This is a genomic window from Achromobacter dolens, assembly GCF_902859745.1.
GTDB lineage: Bacteria > Pseudomonadota > Gammaproteobacteria > Burkholderiales > Burkholderiaceae_B > Achromobacter > Achromobacter dolens.
The window spans coordinates 1-13,628 of sequence record NZ_CADIJW010000018.1; the positions used below are offsets into that span (position 1 = coordinate 1).

Sequence of the window (13,628 nt, forward strand, 5' to 3'; positions counted from 1 at the left end):
CGACATCACCCGCGGCCTGCTGGCCGCGCAGGCCGACGGCCGCCGCGCCGGCGCCGCGCTGCCGGTGCTGGGCGCCGCGTCCACCGCCGCCTGGAACCGCTACGTCGACAGCTTCACCCGGCCGATTCCCGAGTGGTTCACCAAGCGGGTGCAGACCAACAACACGAACTAGCGCCTGTTCACACGACAAGGAGCCTCGGGCCTGTCTCGCCGAGCCACGGAGCCACGATCATGCCAGCCACTCATTCTCGTTCTGCGTTCTGCCCGCGGCAGCGCGGCAGCATGACGGTGGCCATCGTTTTCGTGGTCATCGTCGGTCTGGTGCTGCTGGGCGTGGCCCAACTGGGCTATGCCTATTACATGAAGCGCGAAATGCAGAAGGCCTCGGACCTGGCGGCGCTGTCGGCGGTGCAGGTGCTGGGCATGGGCGCGCCCGCGGACTGCGCCCGGGCGCAGGCGGCGGGGCGGGCCGCGGTGCTGGCCAACGTGCCCAACATCTTCGACAGCTTCTCGGCGGCCGACGTCACCGTCGAATGCAAGGTGTGGGACACCAGCCGCGCCGACGCCAGCGGCATGTACGTGTTCGATCCCGCCAGCGGCCAGGCGCCGAACGCGCTGCGCATCACCGTCAACAAGACCCTCACCAGCCTGATCCCCAGCTTCTCCGGCAGCACGGCGGGCGGCGCGCAGGTCCAGGTGATCTCGGTGGCCACCAGCACCCAGCCGGTGGCCGTGTTCACCGTCGGCTCGCGCCTGCTGCGCCTGCAGAAGGGCGGCCTGCTGTCGCAGTTGCTGGCCACCGTGGGCGCCACGCCGGCGCAGCTCGACATCCTGGACGCGGCCGGCCTGGCCACCGTCAACATCACGCCGTCGGGCCTGCTGGAGGCGCTGGGCCTGCCGGTGTCGGTGGCCACCGGCGTGGGCACGCCGGCGCAACTGGCCGCGCTCAACAACCTGACGCTGGGCCAGTTGCTGCAGGCCACGCTGACCGTGATGAACAAGGCCGGCGATACCGCCGGCGCCAGCCTCGGGCTGCTGTCCAACGCCATCAACGTGGTGCTGAACGTGATGCCGGTGAACCTGCCGGTCAAGCTGTTCGGCGACGGTGGCGTCCTGGACCTGAACGTGGTGGGCGGCGACATCAACTCGGCGCTGCAGGCCAACATCAACGCGCTCAATGTGCTGGAGACCGCGCTGGTCATCGCCAACGGCCAGAACCTGGTCAACCTGGGCCTGAACGTGCCGCTGCTCGGCGTGCAGTCGCAGGTGCGCATCGTCGAGCCGCCCACCATCGGCGTGGGCGGGGTGGGCACGCAGGCCACCAGCGCCGGCATCCGCGTCTACCTGCGCGCCAACACCAGCAACATCCCGCTGGTGGGCCCGCTGCTGGCCAACACGCTCGGCACCAAGATCGACCTGCCTGTCATCATCGACGTGGCGCAATCGACCGGCACGGTCTCCAAGCTGTGCCAGGCGCCGCTCACCGAGTCGCAGGCCACGATCGACGTGACCTCGTCGGTCGCCAATATCTGCCTGGGGCGCTTTCCGGGCATGTCGTCGGCCGTCGACAACGTGCAGGCCAATTTCCTGTCCATCACCAATAGCTGCCAGCCCAGCTCGTTCGCATCGATCCAGCGCTACCAGGTCCTGAACGTGCTGGGCATCCTGCCGCTGACCAGCAAGGTCACGCTGCCGATCTTCAACTCGACCGCGCCCGTGTCGGTCACGCTGACCGAGCCGCCGTCGCCCAATTCCACCGCCACCGTCAATGCCACCTCGGTCAACCTTGGCGCGCTGGCCTCGAACCTGGCCGACGCCGTGGTCGGCGGCATCCTGGGCGACCTGGTCGGCACCGGCACGCCGCTGACGCCGGAACAGCGCTTGTCGCTGGCCACCACGCTGGTGGGCGGCGGCGGCAGCAATCCGGGCAAATCGATTTCGCAGGTGGTCAACGACATGCAGTGGTCCTCCACCGCGCTCAACCAGCTCGGCCAGCGCATGACCAACGGCGGCCTGACCGGGGTGCTGGGCGGCACGCTGCAGTTGGTGGGCAACCTCCTCAATTCGTTGCTGCTGGCGCCGCTGAGCGACGTGACCTGCCTGCTGGCGATCACGCCCGACGGGATCCGCCAGTGCCGCGTCAACACGGTCTCCTCGCTGGCGCTGAGCGGCGGCAACCAGGTGGGCGGCGTGCTGTCCATCGTGGTGACGCTGCTGCAGCCGCTGCTCGGCATGCTGTCGACCCTGCTGCAGCAATTGCTGGACATGCTTGGCCTGAGTGTCGGCCAGACCGATGTATCGCTGCTGTCGGTGGACTGCGGCAAGCCCCGCCTGGTGTATTGATGATGAAGCCCATGATTTCCGCCCCTTCGTGGCCGGCCCGGTGGTCGCCATGACCCAGAAATTCTCGCGCGAAGAGTTCGACGTCTACGTCTGGGAGGGCACGTCCGACATCGCCAGCCGGGCCGAGCGCTGCCTGGCCGGCATGGATGTGTCGCTGGTGCGCGCCGACGCCGGCACCGCGTTTCCGCCGCCGCGCGACCCGTCGCGGCCCGCGGTGGCGCTGGTGTCGGTCTCGGTCATGGGCGACAACCGCTTCAGCGGTTACGACTGGCTGTCGGTGCAGGCCATGCCGGTCATCTGGGTGGCGTCCGAGGCCCGTGGCCGCGATCCGCGTTATTACCCGCCGGAATACTCCTATACGCTGCCGCTGGCCTTCACCACCGCGGATCTGCGCAAGTTGCTGTTCGAACTGCTGGGCACCCTCGACCAGTTCAATCGCGCCGCGCCGCGGCGCGAGCAGCCGCTGATCGCCGTGTCGGAGCCGATGCGGGCGCTGCTGGCCGAGGCCGACATGTTCGCCGACTGCCGCAGCAACGTGCTGATCCACGGCGAGACCGGCGTCGGCAAGGAGCGCATTGCGCGCCTGCTGCACGACCACGCCGCCTGGTCGGACGGGCCGTTCGTCGCGGTCAACTGCGGCGCCATTCCCGAAGGGCTGTTCGAGGCGCACTTCTTTGGCCACGCCAAGGGCGCCTTCACCGGCGCGGTGGGCGCGCACAAGGGCTATTTCGAGCAGGCCAGCGGCGGCACGTTGTTCCTGGATGAGATCGGCGACCTGCCGCTGTACCAGCAGGTCAAGCTGCTGCGCGTGCTGGAGCAGAGCGCCGTGACGCGGCTGGGCTCCACCGTGGAGGTGCCGGTCGATTTCCGGCTGGTGGCCGCGACCAACAAGGACCTGCGTGTGCTGGTGGGCCAGGACGAGTTCCGCGCCGACCTGTATTACCGGCTGGCGGTGATCGAGCTGCGCATTCCCAACCTGGAGCAGCGCGGCCCCGAGGAAAAGGTGGCGATCTTCCGCGCCTTGCTCGAACGGCTGGGCGCCGAGGGCGAGCCGCCCGCCTGGCTGCTGGAACGCGTGGCGCGCGCGCGATACGCCGGCAATGTGCGCGAGCTTTCCAACGTGGCCGAGCGCGTGGCGATCGTGCGGCGTCAGTTCCAGGCCTGGGACCAGGCCCGCATCGAGCGCATTTTCGATCAGTTGGCCGAGCCGCTGGGCGGGCCGGCGGCCTTGGCGACGGCGGGCGCCAATACCCAGTGCGAGCCGCCGGTATTCACCGACGCCGAACGCGCCGAGCGCGCCCGCATCCTGGCCGCGCTGGACGTCAACGGCTGGCGCCGCCAGGACACCGCCAATACCTTGGGTATCAGCCGCAAGGTGCTGTGGGAGAAGATGCGCAAGCTGCATCTGGGCGGCGGCCAGGGCGAAACCGCCGATGGCATTGTCGAGGCGTCGTGAGCGCAATAGGGAATGTCCCTGGGCGCGCGACACTATCGCCGCGTGTTATTCACGCGCGTCAGCTTCAACCGGAATAAATTGCTATAGTTCCGCAACGATTTTTTTGGGGAAGGCATGAACGTCCACTTTATCCGTGCCGCCGCTCGCATGGCGCTGTTGGGTACGGCCCTGTCCGGTCTGGCCGCGTGCGCCAGCGCGCAATCCGAGCCCCCGCGCCCGACGGTGCAGCAGGTCGAGGACAAGCAAGCCGCCTCCACCCCGGTCACCCCGCCCGCGCCTGCGCCCGCCGCGCGCCCGTCCTCGACGGTGGCCGAGCTGCAGGCATTGATCCAGAACCGCCAGGTTTCCGAACTGCGTACGACCTACAACGGCACGTACGGCGCCAGCCTGCTGTTCAAGCCGGACGATCTGACGTACTACGTGGCCCTGTTCCAGCAGAAGGACTTCTGGCGCGTGCTCAAGACCAAGTCGGACAAGCAGGCCGAGGCCACTTACCGCGCCTTCGCGGCCCAGTCGGCCGACCTGGCCGAAGTGGATATCAAGCGCATCAAGCTGCAGGCCGAATATACCCACGCCGAAAAGCTGCTGGCCAGCCGCAGCGCCGAGCTGAGCACGCTGCAGGCCGACCGCACCCTGCGCATGCAGCAGGAAGAGCAGGTCGCCGCGCGCCAGGAACAGTCCCGCCAGGAAGCCACCGCGCTGGCCGACCAGCAGAAGGACGTGCGCCAGCAACTGCGCGACCTGCAACGCCAGATCGACGCCTTGCAGGCGCAGCAGGCGCAGATCGGCCAGGCGCCCGCCACGCCCAGGCGCGGCAAGTAAGCGCCTCGCACGCCAGCAAGCGGGCCCCCGGGCCCGCTTTTCATTGGGCGGGGCCCGGCCGCTGCCGGTGTGTGGCGCAAATGCCGCCAAACCGCCCGGAATCGGCCGAAAACCCCGTTCGCGGTCCGGTATCCAGGAGTGCGCGCGCGCTTTCTTGTATTCTGGATGCCAGCCCCCATATTTCCATCATGGCTCTCAAAGTTTTCGACCTCCAGTGCGAGCACGGCCACATCTTCGAAGGCTGGTTCGGTTCGCACGAAGACTACGACGCGCAGCAGGCGCGTGGACTGGTGTCGTGCCCGGTCTGCGGCTCGGCCAGCATCACCAAGCGCCTGTCGGCGCCGCGCCTGAACGTGGCGCACCTGCACGCGCCCGCGGCGCAGCCGGCGGCGCCGGCCGGCGCCACCGACGCCGAGAAGATGTCGGCGCTGCAGGCGGTGGTGATGCGCCAGGTGCGCGCGCTGCTGCGCAATACCGAAAACGTCGGCGCGCGCTTCGCCGAGGAAGCGCGCCGTATCCACGAGGGCGACGCGGACGAGCGCCCCATCCGCGGCACCGCCACGCGCGAAGAGCGCGAGGCCCTGGCCGAGGATGGCATCGACGTCATGGCCGTGCCCGACTTCCTCGACGACGAACGCCTGCAATAGCCGCGTTCGCCGCCGCGGCGGCTTTCACGGCCGCGCAAGGCAAAAAAAAGCGCCAGACCCCGAAGGGCTGGCGCTTTTTCTTGCCTGTCGCCGGATCAGTTGTTGACGCGGCTGCGGTATTCGTTGGTGCGCGTGTCGATTTCGATCTTGTCGCCGATGGCGCAGAACAGCGGCACGTTCAGTTCGTAGCCGGTGTTGATCTTGGCGGGCTTGGTCACCTTGCCCGACGTGTCGCCGCGGACGGCCGGTTCGGTGTAGGTGATTTCGCGCACGATGGTCGTGGGCAGTTCCACCGAGATGGCGCGGCCGTCGTAGAAGACCACTTCCACGGGCATCGCTTCTTCCAGGTAGTTCAGGGCGTCGCCCATGCTTTCGGCTTCGATTTCGTACTGGTTGTACTCTTCGTCCATGAAGACGTACATCGGGTCGCCGAAGTAGGAGTACGTGCACTCCTTGCGATCCAGTTGGACGACTTCGAACTTTTCGTCGGCCTTGTAGACCGATTCGCTGGCCGAGGCGGTCAAGAGGTTCTTGAACTTCAGCTTGACGACGGCGGCGTTACGGCCGGACTTGTTGTATTCGGCCTTCTGGACCACGAGGGGATCCTTGCCGACCATGACCACGTTGCCGACTCGCAATTCCTGAGCGGTTTTCATCGATAAAACTCCGGGGGGAAAGGGTGCACTCGCCGTGCTTGCAGAAAGCCGCGGCAGGTGAGGGCGCCAGGCAACGGGCCAGGCCCGCCATCTTGATCTCAACGCCATCTCAAGCCCGCGGGCCCGAAAAGGCCCGCTCGCTCGACTTTCATGCACACCCCGGGAGGCGTCATAGTTGAGGCGCCGAAAAACCCGGGCGACTCAGAAAACTCTCTATTCTAGCGTTTCTTGGCCAACTCTGCGCAAAAATCGGCCAGATTTTCCGCCAGGTCGGGGCGCGCGGCCTGCGCCGCGTCCCAGTCGCGCGCCGCCTGCGTCCAGGCCCGCCAGGCGGCCGGCGCGAGGGCGGCGCCGATCGCATCCGCCGCCGTGCCGGCCTCGGGCAGGTTCCAGGCGCGGATGGCGGCGGCCGCGGTTTCCGGGGCCGGATAGCGCGCGAGCCAGGCATCCAGCTTTTCCAGGTGCACGTTCTCTTCCTGGGGGTAGATCTGCCAGACCAGCGGACGCGCCGCCCAGGCCGCGCGCACGAACGAATCCTCGCCGCGCACCAGATTCAGGTCGGCGCACCACAGCACGCGGTCGAAGTCGGGTTGCGCCACGAACGGCAGGCGCGCCACCGCCGGGCCGCCGGGCCGCGCGCAGGCCGCTTCCAGCCCGGGAGCGACGCCTTCCGGCGCCAGCAGCAGGGCGGGGCGGGCATCGGCCGCCAGCGCCTGCGCCAGGCCGTCGATCGGCGCGCTGGGGTAGCAAAACAGGGACACGGTGCGGGCGCCGTCGCGCCGTTGCGACACGAGAGGCTCGGCCACGCCCAGTCCCCGCAGGAACGCCGCCTGGGCTTCGGCATCGGCCTGGAAGGCGTCGCGCTCGGCCGTCAGGCCCGGTTCGCGCAGCAGGCCGCCGGTGGCCGGCGTGAATCCCGGGAAGAAGAAATGCTTGACCAGCCCGTCGGGGCGCTGCGACGGCAGGCCGTGGCAGCTTTCCACCCAGGCCTCGGCGCTCAGGTATTCCAGGTTGATCCAGGCGGGATGACGCTGGCGCATGCTGGCCAGGAAGGCCTCGGGAGGATCGCAGGCGAAGGCCTCGATCACCACGTCGCGGGCGGCCAGCGCCGGATCCGGCGTGTCGGTCCAGCGCACGATATCGATGTCCTGGAACGCCTGGCGCGCGACAGTGGCATCGATGCCGGGCTGGATGCGCGCGAAGCTGGCCAGGTCGTCCACCCACAGGCGCACCTCCCAGCCGCGGCCATGCGCCAGTCGCCGCGCCAAGCGCCAGCAGACGCCGATGTCGCCGTAGTTGTCGACCACGCGGCAGAAGATGTCCGCTTGCATCGACGCGCTCAGTGGAACTTGGCGGGCGCCGCCTCGGCGTCTTCGGGCAATTCGGCGTGCACCAGTTCGCCCAGGGGATTGGGGAAGTAGGGCGCGCCGCAGTCCTCGCAATATTCCGGCGGCAGCACGCCGGGAATGCGGCGCACGTCGCTCACGCCGTATTCCTTGAGCAGCGCCGCGATCTCGTCGACCACGTCGGGCTGGCCCTCGTCGGCCGGCAGGTCTTCCTCGCGGCCGTACAGCGGCCAGACGCAGCCGTAGTAGACGTCGTTGCTGTTGCGCGCGGTGAAGCTGACGCGGTATTCGTCGACCCGATTTTCGCCGCAGCCGGCCACCACGGCGCGCAGTTGCGAGGCCTCGAGATTGACCGCGCCCTCGAGCCAACTGATGGCGGCGCGCAGCGACAGCGGGCGCACGCGGCGGTCGGCCTCGCGGTTGCTGACGTAGTAGGCGTCGGGCAGCAGGGCTTCGAAACCGCAGCCCGGCAGCAGGCCGGCCAGCGTCGGCTGGGCCTGCGCGGCCCATTGCGCCAGGCAGGCGTCGCGGCTGGCCTCGGCCTCGCCGATCTGCTCCTGCCAGCGGAACACGGGCGCGAACTCGGGCACCGCCACGGCCGCCACGATGTAGCGCGTGTCGGCCAGCATGTTGGCGGTTTCGGCCTCGGCATTGAGCGCGGGCTTGGTGGTCTCGGCGCCGAGCGCCTGCGAGCCCAGCCGTTGCAGCCATTGCCAGGTCTCGGAGAAGGTGCGTGGCATCTGGTCCACGCTTACCAGCACCGGCATCAGCGCGCTGCGGGCCTGGCTCGACAGCACGTGGCCATGCAGTTGCGCCAGCAGGGCCTGCTGGGCGCTGGCCGGCACGGGGCCCGTGGGGATGGCGTAGCGGGTCCAGGCCACGATGGGCGCGACGATCAGCAGGATGTCGTAGCGCACGCCGTTCTTCTCGATCTTCATCGACTCGGACAGCGTTTCGGCCTGCTCGATCAGGACCTCATAGGCGCCCACGTCGCCCTGGGCGAGGTGGTCCAGCGCGGCTTCCAGCGGGGCATCCTGGCCTGCCTTGAGCAGCTTTGGAATCGCTTCGCCAAGCTGATTCTCCCAGTACACGTCTTCGACGCGGCTGCCCGAGCGGTTGAGCGACTGGGCAAGCGTGATGAGGCGGGTGGCGTCACGGGTCAAGCGGGGAGCGGATTGGCTGCGGGATCGGGCCATAACTTCGGAGGACGTCCAGTAAGTGTGTAACGACGTAGTTTAACGCCCGCCACGGCGGTGGTCGCGGCGACGCCCGGGCGCCCGCGAATCGGGCAGCACAAGGGCGCCGACGGTCACCGGACTGGACCCGGCCTTCCGCCGGGGATTGGTGCGGGTCTGGCAACAGATCGTGCCTGTTTAGGGGATTTATTGCTGATTGGAATCGACCGACAATGAACCCATCATCAAGCTTTCCTGGAGTCATCGCCATGCGCTGGCCTACGCTTTTCGTTTCCCACGGTTCCCCCATGCTGGCCGTCGAACCCGGTTCGACCGGCCCCGCGCTGGCCGCCTGGAGCCAGTCCCTGGGCCGCAAGCCGCGCGCCATCCTGGTGGTCTCGCCGCACTGGATGGGCCATGGCCTGGCCCTGTCCACCCGCGACCAGCAGGTGGCCTGGCACGATTTCGGCGGCTTTCCGCCCGAACTCTACACGCTGCAATACGCCGCGCCCGGCTCGCCCGAGCTGGCGGCGCGCACGCAGGCCCTGCTGGCCGAGGCCGGCATCGCCGCCGACCGCGATCCGCGCCGGCCGCTGGACCATGGCGCCTGGGTGCCGCTGCGCTACCTCTATCCCGAGGTCGACGTGCCGGTGGTGCAACTGTCGCTGGACATGGGCCGCGACGCCGCCGGCCAGTTGGAACTGGGCCGCGCCCTGGCGCCGCTGCGCGACGAGGACGTGCTGATCATCGGCTCGGGGTCGCTGACGCACAACCTGCGCGACGTGCGCATGCCGCAGGACGCGCCGCCGGCGCCTTACGTGCCGGCGTTCCAGGCGTGGTATGCCGAACACCTGGCCGCCAACGACGTGCCGGCGCTGCTCGACTGGCAGGCGCGCGCACCGGGCGCGGCGCAGGCCCATCCGCACGACGATCACCTGATGCCGCTCTACGTGGCGCTGGGCGCGGGCGGCGGCCAGGCCACCCGCCTGACGGACGAGATCTCGTACGGCGCGCTGGCGATGGACGCCTATGCATTCAACTGAGGCCTGTTGACGCCCCTCACCGCCGCCAACGTTTGGTTACCCCATGCGGTACCAAACCCCGCTGCGTCTATGCATAATGGCAGCCGCCCGCAATGCGGGCGTTTTCCTGTTCTGGACGCATGCCGGAGCCATCCGGCCGGGAGTGTAGAGATCGTGAATGCGCATATCGTGAAAGCCGCGAGTCTGGCCATCGTCGCCGCCACGCTGACGGCGGCTTCGTCCGCCTGGGCCGAGGACGTCGAGGGCTCCCGCGACCATCCCGCCCTGACGCGTTTCGAGGGCGCCGAGATCCGTGCCTACGAATTCAAGGACTACGACGAAGCCGTGATGCCCAACCAGCCCATCACCCGCGAAAGCGAGGCCAGGGGCCTGACGCTGGAAGGCAAGCTGACGCGCATCGCCTATCGCATCGATGGCAAGAAGTCGGCGCTGGAGGTCTATCGCAACTATCAAGGCGCGCTGCAGGCCGGCGGCTTCAAGACGCTGTTCGAATGCAAGGGCGACGAGCAGTGCGGCGGCGACTTCCAGTCGTTCGTCCTGAACAGCGGCAAGGTCAGCCAGCCGGGGCAGGGCGACGCGGCGTTCGGCGGCAAGTACTACGCGGTGCTGGCCAAGAAAGAGGCGCCCACCGGCGACATCTACGTGTTCCTGGATGTGATGGACGACACCTCCAACAACATCACGCCGGTGTTCCAGCAGGTGATCGAGACCAAGCCCATGCAGACCGGCCAGGTCAAGGTGCTGGACATGGCCGCCATGCAGAAGTCGCTGGCCGAATCGGGCCGCGTCGCGGTCTACGGCGTCTACTTCGATACCGACAAGGCCGAGGTCAAGCCCGAGTCCAAGGCCGCGCTCGACGAGATGGGCAAGCTGCTCAACGCCAACCCGAAGCTGAAGGTCTACGTGGTCGGCCACACCGACAACCAGGGCACGCTGGCCGGCAACCTGGACCTGTCGCAAAAGCGCGCCGACGCCGTGGTCAAGGCGCTGGAAGCGGGCTACAAGATCCCGGCCGCGCGCCTGTCGGCGCGGGGCGTGGCCTCGCTGGCGCCGGTGGCGGCCAACGACGCCGAGGCCGGCCGCGCCAAGAACCGCCGGGTCGAACTGGTCGCGCAATGATGGGGTGAGCCTGCCACGCGTCGCGATGGCAGGCGGCGCGCGGCCATGAAAAAAGCCCCTGGAACCTCGGTTCCAGGGGCTTTGCCTTTGCGGCCCGCGCGTTACGCGGCCAGCAACTGGCGCAGCACGAAGGGCAGGATGCCGCCGTGCTGGTAGTAGTCGACCTCGATCGGGGTGTCGATGCGCAGCAGCAGCGTCACGTCCTGCTTCGAACCATCCTTGCGGGTGATCGTCAGCGTTACGTCCTGCATCGGCTTGATGCCGTTCTCCAGGCCCGAGATGTCGTAGGTTTCCTCGCCGGTGATGCCCAGCGACTGCACGCTGTCGTTGCCCTTGAACTGCAGCGGCAGCACGCCCATGCCCACCAGGTTGCTGCGGTGGATGCGCTCGAAGCTGCGCGTGATGACGGCCTTGACGCCCAGCAACTGGGTGCCCTTGGCGGCCCAGTCGCGCGACGAGCCGGTGCCGTACTCTTCGCCGCCGAACACCACGGTGGGCGTGCCGGCCGCCACGTACTTCATGGCCGCGTCGTAGATCGACATCTGTTCGCCGGTGGGCTGGAACAGGGTTTCGCCGCCTTCGAAGCGGCTGCCGTCCGGGCGCGCCGGGATCATCAGGTTCTTGATGCGCACGTTGGCGAAGGTGCCGCGCATCATGATTTCATGGTTGCCGCGGCGCGAGCCGTAGCTGTTGAAATCGGCCTTCATGACGCCGTGTTCCTTGAGCCACTTGCCCGCGGGCGAGGTTTCCTTGATGGAGCCGGCCGGCGAGATGTGGTCGGTGGTGACCGAGTCGCCGAACACGCCCAGCGCGCGGGCGTTCTTGACGGTCGGCATCGCGCTCGGCGTCATGCCGAAGCCTTCGAAGAACGGCGGCTCGGCGATGTAGGTGGAATCGGGCCAGTTGTAGGTCTCGCCCGTGACGCCCTTGATGTTCTCCCACAGCTTGCCGGGGTTGCTCTTGACCTGGCCATAGTTGGCCTCGAAGGCCTTGGGGTCCAGCGCGTACTTGAGCAGCGCCTCGACTTCCTCGGTGGTCGGCCAGATGTCGCCCAGCCAGATATCGCCGTTCTTGCCGCGGCCGACCGGTTCGGTCATCAGGTCGCGCGTCACGGTGCCGGCCAGGGCGTAGGCCACCACCAGCGGCGGCGAGGCCAGGAAGTTGGCCTTGATGTTCGGGTGGATGCGCGCCTCGAAGTTGCGGTTGCCGGACAGCACCGCCGAGCACACCAGGTCATTGCTGGTGATGACCTCGTTCAGGTCGGGCGTCAGGTCGCCGGCGTTGCCGATGCAGGTGGTGCAGCCGTAGGCGGCCACGTCGAAGCCCAGCTTCTCCAGGTAGGGCAGCAGGCCGGTCTTGGTCAGGTATTCGGTGACCACGCGCGATCCGGGGGCCAGCGAGGTCTTGATGTGCTTGGGCACCTTCAGGCCGGCTTCGACGGCCTTCTTGGCCAGCAGGCCCGCCGCCAGCAGCACGCTGGGGTTGGAGGTGTTGGTGCAGGAAGTGATGGCGGCGATCAGGATGTCGCCGTTCTTGACCTTGGTGCCGGTGCTGGTGGTGAAGGTCTGCTGCAGCTTCTCGGCCGGCTGGTTGAAGCCGTTCTCGGCGACCGGCTTGGAGAACAGGTCGATGAAGGTGCTCTTGACGTTGCCGATCTCGATGCGGTCCTGGGGGCGCTTGGGGCCGGCCAGCGACGGCGCCACGGTGGACAGGTCCAGCGTCAACAGCTTGGTGTAGTTGATGTCCTGGGCGGCGGGCACGCCGAACATGTCCTGGGCCTTGAAGTAGGCCTCGAACGCGGCGATTTCGTCTTCGGTGCGGCCGGTGCCGCGGAAGTAATCGATGGTGCGGCCGTCGACCGGGAAGAAGCCCATGGTGGCGCCATACTCGGGCGCCATGTTGCCGATGGTGGCGCGTTCGGCCACGGACAGGCTGGCCGTGCCCTCGCCACAGAACTCGACGAACTTGCCGACCACTTTTTCACGGCGCAGCATTTCGGTGATGGTCAGCACCAGGTCGGTGGCGGTGACGCCGCCGCGCAGCTTGCCCTTGAGTTCCACGCCGACCACGTCGGGCGTCAGGAAGTACACCGGCTGACCCAGCATGCCGGCCTCGGCCTCGATGCCGCCCACGCCCCAGCCGACCACGCCGATGCCGTTGATCATGGTGGTGTGGCTGTCGGTGCCCACCAGCGAATCGGGGTAGTAGATATTGTTCTTCTTGTCCTGGTGCACGCCGCGCGCCAGGTATTCCAGGTTGACCTGGTGGACGATGCCGAAGCCCGGGGGCACCACGCCGAAGGTGTCGAAGGCCTGCATGCCCCACTTCATGAACTGGTAGCGCTCCTGGTTGCGCTTGAATTCCAGCTTCATGTTCAGGTCCAGCGCATTCTTGGTGCCGAAGTAGTCGATCATGACCGAGTGGTCCACCACCAGGTCCACCGGCACCAGCGGTTCGATGCTCTTGGGGCTCTTGCCCATCTTGTTGGCCACCGAGCGCATGGCGGCGATGTCCGCCAGCAGCGGCACGCCGGTGAAGTCCTGCAGCACCACGCGCGCCACCACGAACGGGATTTCATCCTCGCGCTTGGCGTTGGCCTGCCAGTTGGCGAGCTGGCGCACGTGTTCCTCGGTCACCTTCTTGCCATCGCAATTGCGCAGCACGGATTCCAGCACGATGCGGATGGAGACCGGCAGCCGCTGCACGTCCACGCCCAGCGCCTTGCCCAGCGCCGGCAGCGAATAGTACTGACAGGACTTGTTGCCGATCTTGAAATTCTTGAGTGTGTCGAGGGTGTTGTGCGGCATGATGGACTCCGTGGTTTTGCCCGCGTAAAGCCGGCATTTTCAGGCGTTTCGACGCGTTTGTCATTCCGGGCGACAGCGGCGCGGGTTCGGTCTGTGTCTTATATCTTATATAAGACTTGAAGGGCGCGTCAAAGTTCCCGCCCGCGCCGGCCTGCGGGTTGCGCGGCGGTCGCGCAAACCCCTACTGTGCGGCAGCCGCGTCGTCCCTGCAAGT

At 67.7% G+C, this 13,628-nt stretch carries 11 protein-coding genes; 7 read left to right on the forward strand and 4 right to left on the reverse strand.

Features of this window, described 5'->3' with window-relative positions; all coding sequences use genetic code 11:
• The 5 genes from HV783_RS14810 to HV783_RS14830 form a co-directional block, all read left to right on the forward strand.
• Positions 1-172: DUF3613 domain-containing protein (locus HV783_RS14810; protein WP_175189389.1), on the forward strand; the 172-nt coding region annotated here is incomplete at its 5' end.
• Positions 173-231: 59 nt separating this feature from the next.
• Positions 232-2,343, forward strand: coding sequence for a pilus assembly protein TadG-related protein (locus tag HV783_RS14815; RefSeq protein ID WP_254603908.1), 2,112 nt, complete (start codon positions 232-234; stop codon positions 2,341-2,343).
• 49 nt (positions 2,344-2,392) lie between these two features.
• The gene (locus HV783_RS14820) at positions 2,393-3,799 is read left to right on the forward strand and encodes a sigma 54-interacting transcriptional regulator (RefSeq protein ID WP_054503291.1); all 1,407 of its coding nucleotides are present in this window, start codon (positions 2,393-2,395) and stop codon (positions 3,797-3,799) included.
• Positions 3,800-3,913: 114 nt separating this feature from the next.
• Entirely contained in the window at positions 3,914-4,621 is a 708-nt protein-coding gene (locus HV783_RS14825; protein ID WP_054503021.1) for a DUF2968 domain-containing protein, read from the forward strand.
• Between the two features lie 188 nt (positions 4,622-4,809).
• Positions 4,810-5,268, forward strand: coding sequence for a DUF1178 family protein (locus HV783_RS14830; protein ID WP_144654734.1), 459 nt, complete (start codon positions 4,810-4,812; stop codon positions 5,266-5,268).
• 95 nt (positions 5,269-5,363) lie between these two features.
• Here the strand turns inward: HV783_RS14830 and efp are convergent, their stop codons facing one another.
• The 3 genes from efp to HV783_RS14845 form a co-directional block, all read right to left on the reverse strand.
• A complete protein-coding gene (gene efp / locus HV783_RS14835; protein ID WP_006220534.1) occupies positions 5,364-5,924 on the reverse strand; it encodes an elongation factor P in 561 nt (186 codons plus the stop codon).
• A 218-nt stretch (positions 5,925-6,142) separates the two neighbouring features.
• Positions 6,143-7,255, reverse strand: a complete 1,113-nt coding sequence (gene earP / locus HV783_RS14840) for an elongation factor P maturation arginine rhamnosyltransferase EarP (RefSeq protein ID WP_175189390.1) — start codon at positions 7,253-7,255, stop codon at positions 6,143-6,145.
• Between the two features lie 8 nt (positions 7,256-7,263).
• Positions 7,264-8,466: a DUF2863 family protein gene (locus HV783_RS14845; protein WP_054503018.1), complete on the reverse strand. Its 1,203-nt coding sequence runs from the start codon at positions 8,464-8,466 to the stop codon at positions 7,264-7,266.
• Between the two features lie 248 nt (positions 8,467-8,714).
• Between HV783_RS14845 and HV783_RS14850 the strand changes: the two genes are divergently transcribed.
• Both HV783_RS14850 and HV783_RS14855 read left to right on the forward strand, forming a co-directional pair.
• Positions 8,715-9,488, forward strand: a complete 774-nt coding sequence (locus HV783_RS14850; protein WP_081330473.1) for a DODA-type extradiol aromatic ring-opening family dioxygenase — start codon at positions 8,715-8,717, stop codon at positions 9,486-9,488.
• Positions 9,489-9,656: 168 nt separating this feature from the next.
• Positions 9,657-10,607: an OmpA family protein gene (locus HV783_RS14855; protein WP_231132912.1), complete on the forward strand. Its 951-nt coding sequence runs from the start codon at positions 9,657-9,659 to the stop codon at positions 10,605-10,607.
• A 101-nt stretch (positions 10,608-10,708) separates the two neighbouring features.
• On the opposite strand, the gene acnA is transcribed toward HV783_RS14855, so the two are convergent.
• A complete protein-coding gene (acnA, locus tag HV783_RS14860; protein ID WP_175189391.1) occupies positions 10,709-13,414 on the reverse strand; it encodes an aconitate hydratase AcnA in 2,706 nt (901 codons plus the stop codon).
• Positions 13,415-13,628 lie beyond the last annotated feature (214 nt).